Origin of the sequence: Flavobacterium sp. UBA5153 (genome assembly GCA_002413745.1) — a bacterium.
Classification (GTDB): Bacteria; Bacteroidota; Bacteroidia; order Flavobacteriales; family Flavobacteriaceae; genus Flavobacterium.
In genome coordinates this window covers 1-10,257 of sequence record DHXP01000041.1, presented here as the reverse complement: position 1 = coordinate 10,257, position 10,257 = coordinate 1, and the positions used below count along the sequence as shown (strand labels likewise).

Sequence of the window (10,257 nt, the reverse complement as noted above, 5' to 3'; positions counted from 1 at the left end):
TAATGCCGCTGTATATTTCATTTAGTTCAATTTTTATTGGACTAATTTGAAATAACTAGCGGTATTAATTGCTTCTCGAAATATAAATAGGGATTAAAATTATTTTTATTTTCATATTTTTTGTTGCTAAGAAATCATTTTTATCCATTTCTACATTTAACAATCACTCAACTCAAAATGTCATCTTGTCATATTGTTTTACGACAATTTTAACAAAAACTGACAATTCATTCGGTTTTTTGTCTTGGCACAAAGATTGACTATTGCAACTCGAGTTGCTAAAATAAGTATTCAATAAAAATTAAATATAAATAAAAATGGGTAAAATAATCGGAATTGATTTAGGTACGACAAACTCTTGTGTTTCTGTAATGGAAGGTAATGAAGCAGTAGTAATCCCTAATGCTGAAGGAAAAAGAACAACACCATCTATCATCGCTTTTGTTGAAGGTGGCGAAATTAAAGTGGGTGATCCTGCAAAAAGACAAGCAGTGACAAATCCTACTAAAACAATTGCTTCTATTAAACGTTTTATGGGTCATTCTTTTGCTGAAATTACCAATGAAGCAAAAAGAGTTTCTTACAAAGTAGTAAAAGGCGACAACAATACACCACGTGTTGATATTGACGGTCGTTTGTATTCTGCACAAGAATTGTCAGCAATGACGCTTCAAAAAATGAAAAAAACTGCTGAAGACTATTTAGGTCAAACAGTTACTGAAGCAGTTATCACTGTTCCTGCTTATTTTAATGATGCACAACGTCAAGCTACAAAAGAAGCTGGTGAAATTGCAGGTCTTAAAGTAATGCGTATTATCAACGAACCTACAGCTGCAGCTTTGGCTTATGGTTTGGATAAAAAAGGAAAAGATCAAAAAATTGCCGTTTACGATTTAGGTGGAGGTACATTTGATATCTCTGTTCTTGAATTAGGAGACGGAGTTTTTGAAGTATTGTCTACAAATGGAGATACTCACTTGGGTGGAGATGATTTTGACCACGAAATTATTGACTGGTTAGCTGCTGAATTTTTAACTGAAGAAGGTATTGATTTACGTTTAGATCCAATGTCTTTGCAACGTTTGAAAGAAGCTGCTGAAAAAGCAAAAATTGAATTGTCTTCTTCTGCTGAAACTGAAATCAACTTGCCTTATGTTACGGCTACAGCTTCAGGACCAAAACACTTAGTAAAAAAATTAACTAGAGCTAAATTTGAGCAATTAACTGATTCATTAGTTAAACGTTCTATGGCACCAGTTGCCAAAGCGCTTAAAGATGCAGGTTTATCTGTTTCTGATATTGACGAAGTTATTCTTGTTGGAGGTTCTACTCGTATGCCAAGAATTGCTGAAGAAGTTGAAAAATTTTTTGGTAAAAAAGCGTCTAAAGGAGTTAACCCTGATGAAGTTGTTGCAATTGGAGCAGCTATTCAAGGTGGAGTTTTGTCTGGAGACGTAAAAGATGTATTGTTACTTGACGTTACACCTTTATCTTTAGGTATCGAAACTATGGGTGGTGTTTTGACAAAATTAATTGAGTCTAACACAACTATTCCAACTAAAAAATCACAAGTTTTCTCTACAGCTGCTGATTCACAACCAAGCGTTGAAATTCACGTTTTGCAAGGAGAAAGAGCAATGGCTACTGATAACAAAACGATTGGTCGTTTCCATTTAGATGGTATTCCACCAGCACCAAGAGGTGTTCCGCAAATTGAAGTGACTTTTGATATTGATGCTAATGGTATCATCAAAGTTTCGGCAACTGACAAAGGAACTGGAAAATCTCACGATATTCGTATCGAAGCTTCTTCTGGATTGACTTCTGAAGAAATCGAAAGAATGAAAAAAGATGCTGAAGCTAACGCTGAATCTGATAAAATCGCAAGAGCAAGAGCTGAAAAATTGAACGAAGCAGATGGAATGATTTTCCAAACTGAATCTCAATTGAAAGAACTTGGAGCTAAATTAACAGATGATAACAAAGTAGCAATCGAATATGCTTTGACTGAATTGAGAATGGCTCACCAATCTCAAGATGTTGATGCAATTCAAGTAGCACTTGACAAAATCAACGCAGCTTGGAAAACAGCTACAGAAGCAATGTATGCCCAAGGAGAACAAGGTCAAGCCGAAGCACAACCACAAGGTGGAGAAGCGCAAGGTGGAGACAATGTTGAGGATGTTGAATTCGAAGAAGTAAAATAAGCAGAGAACCAATTTTTTGTAAAAAAAAAATTGTGTGAATCGCTTATCCCGCTTTTTTGCGGGATCTAAATAAGGAAAACCGAGTCAGAAATGGCTCGGTTTTTTGTTAAACCCGACAGGTTTTTAAAACCTGTCGGGTTTGCTTTATTAGCTCGGTTTTTTTTGTTTCTATTTCCAAAAAAATAATCAAAAACCATCTTTTTTTGGTTTTATATCCATCAAATGATAAATATCACAATTCGATATAATAGATTTCCGTAATTTTACCACATAAATAGTTTGCATGAGAAAGATAAAATATAAGAAAGATAGAAAGTTCCAAACTAATAATTTGGAATATACCGGGATTCATAAAAAAACTGATTCAGAAATGCAACTGTTTGTTTATGATGATTCTGATTTGTCTGAATATGAGGATTTTATCGTTACTGATTTAGAAAAAAGTATTAATAACCAGAAAACAAACTGGCTCAATATTCACGGTTTAAATGATATTGACCTGCTAAAATCTATAGCTAATTATTTTGAGATAGATAATTTTTTGCTTGCCGATGTTTTGAATACCTCCAGAAGGACTAAAATTGAAGAACAACAAGACGTTTTGTTTTTTAATATAAAATCTTTATTACCCACTGAGAGCTCTGATAATATTAGTGTCGAGCAAATTAGTTTTTTAATTAAAGACGGCATTTTAATTTCTTTTCAAGAAAAAAGGTCTGATTTTTTCACTCATATTCGGGAGCGTATACGAATGCATTCTGGGATAATAAGGGTAAAAAAAGCCGATTATTTGTTGTACCTACTTCTCGATGCCATTATGGAAAATTTCTACATAACCATAGAAAGTGAGGAGGATAAAATTGAAGAGTTGATTAATCTTACCAAAAAAAGTGCCGATCCAATAATTTTGGAAAGAATCGAAAAACACAGAGATAATTTCAATTTTCTGAAACGTTCCATTATTCCCCTTCGTGATTCTTTATACGATATAAAAAGTATAAAAGATGACAATGTTTTTAATGTAATAGAGATAGAAAATTTCACCTTTTTTGCCAGACTGCATCAAAAAAGTTTGGAACTTCTAGAACAAATAGAATCCGATATGGGTTCGCTAGAAAGTGCCTCCAATTTCTTTTTCTCGGCACAAACACACAAGATGAACGAAATTATGAAAACCCTGACCATTGTTTCGGCAATATTCATTCCGCTTACTTTTATCGTGGGTGTTTATGGAATGAATTTCAAATATATGCCGGAATTGGAATACCAAAATGGATATTACACGATTATTGGCATTATGGTTTTAATAGTACTGGCTATGCTATATTATTTTAAAAGACGTCGGTGGTTTTAATTTTTAGAAATAAAAAATCAAATAAATAGAATAGAAATAATTAAAATTTAATAATAAAATAATGAATAAAGCCATATACATCGCCACTAGCGAAGAAAATAGCGGAAAATCAATCGTCACGTTAGGCATAATGAGCATGCTTATCAACAAAACGGCCAAAGTGGGTTATTTTAGACCTATCGTTGAAGATTTTGAAGAGGGAAATTTGGATAATCACATTGAAACCGTAATTAACCATTTTGGGTTAGATATCGAATTTCATGATGCTTATGCCATTACCAAAAGCAAATTGATCAAGAAAAAGAACAAAGGAAAACTAGGTGAAGTAATCGATTTAATTATCGAAAAATATAAACGGCTTGAAGAACGATTTGATTTTGTTTTGGTCGAAGGCACCAGTTTCACGGGCGAAGGCACGGTAATCGAATTAGATATGAATGTTCTAATTGCCAAAAACTTGGGGATTCCAGCAATTATTGTAGGTTCTGGTGTTGGAAAAACATTGGATGAATTAGTTGACAGCCTTTACTTGGCTTATGATTCCTTCAAAGTAAAAGAGGTGGAAGTCTTGGCGGTAATTGCCAATAAAGTGCAACCCGAAAATATTGAATTAGTGACAGAAGGATTGAAAAAAAGTTTACCCGAAACAATTTTGATTAATTCAATCCCAATTATTTCGAGTTTAAACAATCCAACGATTCAAGAGATTGTAAAAGCTTTGAATGCAAAGGTTTTATTTGGAGCGTCATTTTTGAATAATCAAATTGGGAGTTTTAGTATAGGAGCTATGCAATTACGAAATTATTTACTGAATTTAAAAGACAATGCCCTTGTAATTACCCCGGGAGATAGAGCCGACATTATTTTGGGCGCATTGCAGGCGAATGAATCCGTAAATTATCCTACAATTTCAGGAATAGTATTGACGGGTAACATCGTTCCGGAAGACAGTATTCTAAAACTGATTGAAGGACTTTCTACAATTGTACCCATTATTGCGGTAGAAGGAGGGACGTATATGATTTCCAATAAAATTGGTGATATAAAACCTAAAATTTATGCCAATAATAAACAAAAGATCCAAACGTCTATAGACACTTTCGAAAGATATGTAGATTTAGATAGTTTAACTGAAAAGTTTATCAAGTTTGAAGCAGAAGGAATGACCCCAAAAATGTTTCAATACAACTTGGTTAAACGAGCCAAAAAACATCGTAAACACATTGTTTTGCCAGAGGGAAATGACGACAGAATTATCATCGCGGCTGCCCGATTATTGGCAATGGATGTGGTCGATATTTCCATCATTGGCGATAAAAAACAAATCGAAAACAAGGTTTCCGAGTTAGGCTTGACTTTCGATTTCACTAAAGTTCATATTATCAATCCAATAAAATCAGAGCATTATGAGGATTATGTGAAAACCTATTATGAGTTGCGAAAAGAAAAGAAAATGACCATGGAAATCGCCAAGGATTTAATGGAAGATGGTTCTTATTTTGGCACGATGATGGTCTATAAAGGCGATGCTGACGGAATGGTTTCGGGTGCTGCACACACAACGCAACATACTATTTTGCCGGCATTGCAATTCATCAAAACCAAACCTAATTCTTCAGTGGTTTCCTCCATATTTTTTATGTGTTTGGAAGACCGGGTTTCTATTTTTGGAGATTGTGCCATCAATCCAAATCCTACGGCGGAACAGTTGGCAGAAATTGCGATTTCATCAGCCGAATCCAGTTTAGCTTTCGGAATTGAACCGAAAATCGCAATGCTTTCTTATTCCTCCGGTTCTTCCGGAAAAGGGGATGAGGTAGACAAAGTAAGGGCAGCAACGGAAATTGTCAGGAAAAAACGTCCCGATTTAAAAATCGAAGGACCCATTCAATATGATGCAGCCGTTGATCCAGAAGTGGGGCAAAGCAAAATGCCCAATTCAGAAGTGGCAGGACACGCCAGCGTATTGATTTTTCCTGATTTAAATACAGGAAATAACACCTATAAAGCAGTTCAGAGAGAAACTGGAGCATTGGCAATAGGACCAATGTTACAAGGATTAAACAAACCCGTAAACGATTTAAGCCGTGGCTGCACCGTTGACGATATTATAAACACGGTTGTAATTACAGCCATTCAAGCACAAGGATTATAAATATGAAAATAATAATAATAAACTCGGGGAGTTCTTCCATAAAATACCAATTAATCGAAATGCCGACCGGCGAAGTCATTTGTTCCGGGATGATTGACAGAATAGGGTTGGAAACTTCAAATTTTAGTTATCTTACCAATACAGTCAAAGTAGAGGAAACATTGCCTATTCCCAATCATAAAATTGGTTTGGAAAAAATAGCCCGTTTGTTGATGGATGAAAAAGTGGGCGTTATCAAAAGCACCAAAGAAATACAAGCTGTCGGTCATCGTGTAGTACATGGTGGAAGTTATTTTTCAGACACAGCATTGATTACTAAAGAAGTAAAAGAAGAAATTAGACAATTGTGCGATTTAGCTCCTTTGCATAATCCTGCGCATTTGGAAGGTATAATTGTCGCCGAAGAGATTTTTGCCGATGCAAAACAGGTAGCTGTTTTTGACACTGCTTTTCATCAAACTATGCCTGTTGTAGCTTATAAATATGCTATTCCTAATTTCTTGCTAACCGAAAATAAAATTAGAGCCTATGGTTTTCACGGAACTTCCCATAAATATGTTTCAGAAAAAGCTATTAATTATTTGGAAAACAGTTCCAAAATTATCAGCATACATTTGGGCAATGGTTGCAGTATGACCGCCATAAAAGACGGGAAAAGTATTGATCACTCCATGGGATTTAGTCCAGGAAATGGACTAATTATGGGAACCAGAAGTGGTGATGTGGATCAAGCGGTTATCTTTTACATGATAAATTCCTTGGGGTATTCTCCAAATGAAGTCAATACGATGTTGAATAAACAAAGCGGAATGCTTGGTCTTACAGGTTTTAGCGATTTGAGGGATATACAATCGAATGCCGAGCAAGGAAACAAAGATTGCCAACTGGCTTTGGCAATGAACGCTTACCGAATCAAGAAATATATTGGTTCTTACACGGCAGCTTTAAACGGGCTGGATGCCATTATTTTCACGGCAGGAATAGGAGAGAATTCTTCTTATATACGAAAATTGGTTTGCACCGATATGGAGTATTTTGGGATTGAACTTGATGAAGCTAAAAATGATATGCGTTCGAAAGAAATCAGAGAAATCAATGCTCCGCAATCGAAAACGAAGATTTTGGTCATTCCTACCAATGAGGAAATCGAAATCGCCAATCAGGTGTATGAATTGCTTTTGAAATAGAAATTTATAGGTTTAAAACTCTCTTCCACTTGTCATTCCGAGGAACGAGGACACGAGCAAAGCGAACTGGCGAAGCAATCTCATTAGAGTTGCTCATATTATGTGATTTCTCCCGTTGGTCGAAATGACAAATAAATCCTTAGCTTAATGACATTGCACGCGGGCGACATAACAAACGATTGATTTTGCATAACCAAGGTATCAAAAGTTTGCAACATATAAAGAGTTCATTTGATGATTTGTAAGAAAAAATTAATACATTAGCTAAATAAATAACAGCTTCTTTTATGGCACAAAGCCATCCAAATTTGGGTAGATTGGAGCCATTTTATGGCACATATATGCAAGTTATGCCTCAGTTTAAAGAACCGAAATACCAAAAAGAATATGACATTATTCATTGATAAGATTGAAGAATTTGATTTAGGAGGTTTCACTACCGACATCAAAAAAGCTGAATATATTTTAGCGGTACATAATTTAAGTTTTGAAAAAATATTAAGTGAAACACCAAAAACAACCGAATTACCAAGCGGAATGTTTCCCAGTGGAAAATATGTTGTTTCATTTAATATAAGTTGGGATTTGAAAAGTATAAACATTGGTTTTATGAATTATGAAATGGATTTAGATAAATATTTTGATTTGTTTGCTGATTGTATGTCTCCTAAAGGAGTTGCTGGATTCCATATAATAAGAGAAAAAATAAAGCTAAAAAACAAAACCGAATTAAATAAAATCGAACTTTCCGATGATAACTCAGATTTTGTAATAGCTTACGGAAATTATATTGAACATCGCAATCATCAATAAAAATAATCTCTGGTGTTTTTAATTGTTTAAATTCTGACATAATGAAAATTTTAAAATTGTTTCCGACTTAAACGGTGCGGAAGCGAAACCGAAATTAAAATTGAAATTGAATATTGGAATAAATAGAAAAACCGAAGGCATAACAGCTGTCTGTGGCTATTGTGGAATTTAGTGGTATTACCGTTTCGCATCAACATTCTGCAAAGCCTAAAATTAAGCAATTACGAAGTCCCACAACAGACCACAGGCAGCGGGACGTTGGAGAGGAAGTCTCCGCCTTCCTCTCCAACAAATAGGGCTTTGCGAGAGGAAGCTCTTTCAGATCTTCTCTCAACTCGACCTTTGCGGAATCCGCAAAGGACTTCGCAAAGCCCTATTTGTTGTGCGTTATGCTACGAGAAACCGAAAACCGAAACAATTAAAATAGAAAAATGAATTTGGATGAATTAAATGAAAGCCAGAAAAAAGCAGTTGTATATGAAGGTAAACATTTACTTGTTTTAGCTGGTGCAGGTACAGGAAAAACTAAAACAATTATTTCAAGAGCGGCTTATTTAATTTCACAAGGTGTAAGTCCTAGTAAAATACAAATACTGACTTTTACAAAGAAATCAGCAAGCGAAATTGTTTCAAGAGTAAAAGCTTCTTTAACTATAAATCAAGCACAAACATTAAATGGTTCTACATTTCACTCTTGGTGCAACCAATTACTAACGAAATATCCAAACCTATTTGGGACAAAATCTTTTACAGTTATTGATGAAGACGACCAAGTTTCAATAATGAAAATGGTTTGTGGGAAAAAGAATGTTGTTTTTGAAGATATTAGAATTAAACCTCAAGGACTTATTGATTTGTACTCTTTTTCAAGAAACACAAAAAGGAACTTAACTGAAACTATTAGATTTAAATTGCTTAATAATCAATTTGACGGCGAAACAGAAGAAAAAATTAAAGTTTTAAAGGGAAAACTTGAAATAATATTAAGAGATTATGAACAAAGAAAAAAAGAACGTAAATATTTAGATTATGATGACATTCTACAAGTTGTTGCTACTAGAATGAAAGTTGATGAACAAGCTAAAAATTTAATTAGTTCTCAATATGAGCACATCCTTGTGGATGAAATGCAAGATACAAATCCTCTACAATGGGAACTTTTAGAGCCGTTTCAAAACATTTGTAATTTATTCTGTGTTGGCGATGATGCTCAATCCATTTATTCTTTTCGAGGAGCAGACTTTAGAAATGTGCATCTATTTACTGAAAGAGTAAAAGATTCTGAAATTTATAGACTTGAAGATAATTATCGTTCTACTCAAGAAATTTTAAATTTATCTAATTGGCTTCTCGAAAAATCTACTATAAACTATAATAAAAAATTACATTCTGTTAGAGGTATTGGTAATCTGCCTATTATATTAAATGTTAATAGTGTATGGGATGAAGCTCGTTGGATTGCAGATAAAATAATTGAAAATTACACTCATAAAAGCAAAGTTTATTCTGACCATTTAGTTCTTACTCGTTCCGGTTTTTACACAAGAACTTTAGAAGCTGTATTCATTGAAAAGAAAATACCTTACGTAAAATACGGTGGAAGAAAATTTATGGAATCCGCACATATAAAAGACGTTATTTCAGCATTAAGAATTGTAAACAATATGGATGATGAAATTGCTTGGATACGTTTTTTAACTTTATGGGAAGGCATTGGCGAGATTAAAGCTGCTAGATACATAACTGAAATATTAAATTTTACAAATATAGATGAATGCATCATTTGGTTAAATTCAATACATAAAAATGATGTTAATGTAATTATACCGCAAGTTTTAAAATGTATTTTAGAAAATCGATATGACGTACAAAAAGCATTGATTGGTGCATATCAGTTAATGGAGAAAAAATTATCTTCAATATATAAAGAAGATTGGGATAATAAAAGACGTCCTGATTTTCCAGTTTTGGGAGTTTTAGCAAGTAATTACTCTGATTTAGGACAGTTTATTACAGAATGTCTTTTAGACGCATCAACTACGCCTGCATCAAGTGAATTAAATCAAACTGAAAAAGATAAAGATAAAGTTATTATCTCTACAATTCATTCTGCAAAAGGTTTAGAATCTGATATTTGTTTTGTCGTTAATGTTTCTCCAAAAGCCTTTCCGTCACAAATGTCAATAGGTAATTTAGATGAAATTGAAGAAGATAGACGTGTTTTATATGTTGCTTTGACAAGAGCTAAAAATGAATTGATAATTACAAGAAATGTAGAATCTATCTATGCAGAATCAAGAAATGAATTACCAACAGAAAGTACAAATGAAAACAATGAGGATTTAATTACAATTGAAGAACAATATTTTCTAAATGGATTACCTGACGAAATTGCGGAGCAAGGAATAATTGAAGTTCAAAGAAGAGAAGTTAAAGATTTAGACAAACCAAATAATTTAAATATTGATTATGGTATGGACTTTGGGTAAAATAGTACCGAAAAAAAGCACAAACGCACAATCGAGTAGACGGCTCCGCCAG

The 10,257-nt window shown here is 33.9% G+C and carries 6 protein-coding genes; all 6 read left to right on the top strand.

What is annotated here, in order from left to right; translation table 11 throughout:
* Window positions 1-317 precede the first annotated feature (317 nt).
* The 6 genes from dnaK to B2145_RS08705 all read left to right on the top strand — a co-directional run bounded on the left by dnaK (window position 318) and on the right by B2145_RS08705 (window position 10,205).
* On the top strand, window positions 318-2,207 hold the full coding sequence (gene dnaK, locus B2145_RS08730) for a molecular chaperone DnaK (protein WP_291101077.1): 1,890 nt from the start codon (window positions 318-320) through the stop codon (window positions 2,205-2,207).
* 283 nt (window positions 2,208-2,490) lie between these two features.
* Window positions 2,491-3,561 (top strand): magnesium/cobalt transporter CorA, encoded by a 1,071-nt coding sequence (gene corA, locus B2145_RS08725; RefSeq protein WP_291101074.1) that lies wholly within the window; start codon window positions 2,491-2,493, stop codon window positions 3,559-3,561.
* 61 nt (window positions 3,562-3,622) lie between these two features.
* The gene (gene pta / locus B2145_RS08720; protein ID WP_291101071.1) at window positions 3,623-5,716 is read left to right on the top strand and encodes a phosphate acetyltransferase; all 2,094 of its coding nucleotides are present in this window, start codon (window positions 3,623-3,625) and stop codon (window positions 5,714-5,716) included.
* A gap of 2 nt (window positions 5,717-5,718) precedes the next feature.
* The gene (locus tag B2145_RS08715; RefSeq protein ID WP_291101068.1) at window positions 5,719-6,903 is read left to right on the top strand and encodes an acetate/propionate family kinase; all 1,185 of its coding nucleotides are present in this window, start codon (window positions 5,719-5,721) and stop codon (window positions 6,901-6,903) included.
* Window positions 6,904-7,290: 387 nt separating this feature from the next.
* Window positions 7,291-7,716: a hypothetical protein gene (locus tag B2145_RS08710; RefSeq protein ID WP_291101065.1), complete on the top strand. Its 426-nt coding sequence runs from the start codon at window positions 7,291-7,293 to the stop codon at window positions 7,714-7,716.
* Between the two features lie 431 nt (window positions 7,717-8,147).
* A complete protein-coding gene (locus B2145_RS08705) occupies window positions 8,148-10,205 on the top strand; it encodes an ATP-dependent helicase (RefSeq protein WP_291101062.1) in 2,058 nt (685 codons plus the stop codon).
* Window positions 10,206-10,257: the final 52 nt, after the last annotated feature.

What these genes read in the sequence shown, in the direction of transcription:
- dnaK (WP_291101077.1), top strand. Translation starts at nt 318, where the DNA reads ATGGGTAAAATAATCGGAATTGATTTAGGTACGACAAACTCTTGTGTT.
- corA (WP_291101074.1), top strand. Translation starts at nt 2,491, where the DNA reads ATGAGAAAGATAAAATATAAGAAAGATAGAAAGTTCCAAACTAATAAT.
- pta (WP_291101071.1), top strand. Translation starts at nt 3,623, where the DNA reads ATGAATAAAGCCATATACATCGCCACTAGCGAAGAAAATAGCGGAAAA.
- B2145_RS08715 (WP_291101068.1), top strand. Translation starts at nt 5,719, where the DNA reads ATGAAAATAATAATAATAAACTCGGGGAGTTCTTCCATAAAATACCAA.
- B2145_RS08710 (WP_291101065.1), top strand. Translation starts at nt 7,291, where the DNA reads ATGACATTATTCATTGATAAGATTGAAGAATTTGATTTAGGAGGTTTC.
- B2145_RS08705 (WP_291101062.1), top strand. Translation starts at nt 8,148, where the DNA reads ATGAATTTGGATGAATTAAATGAAAGCCAGAAAAAAGCAGTTGTATAT.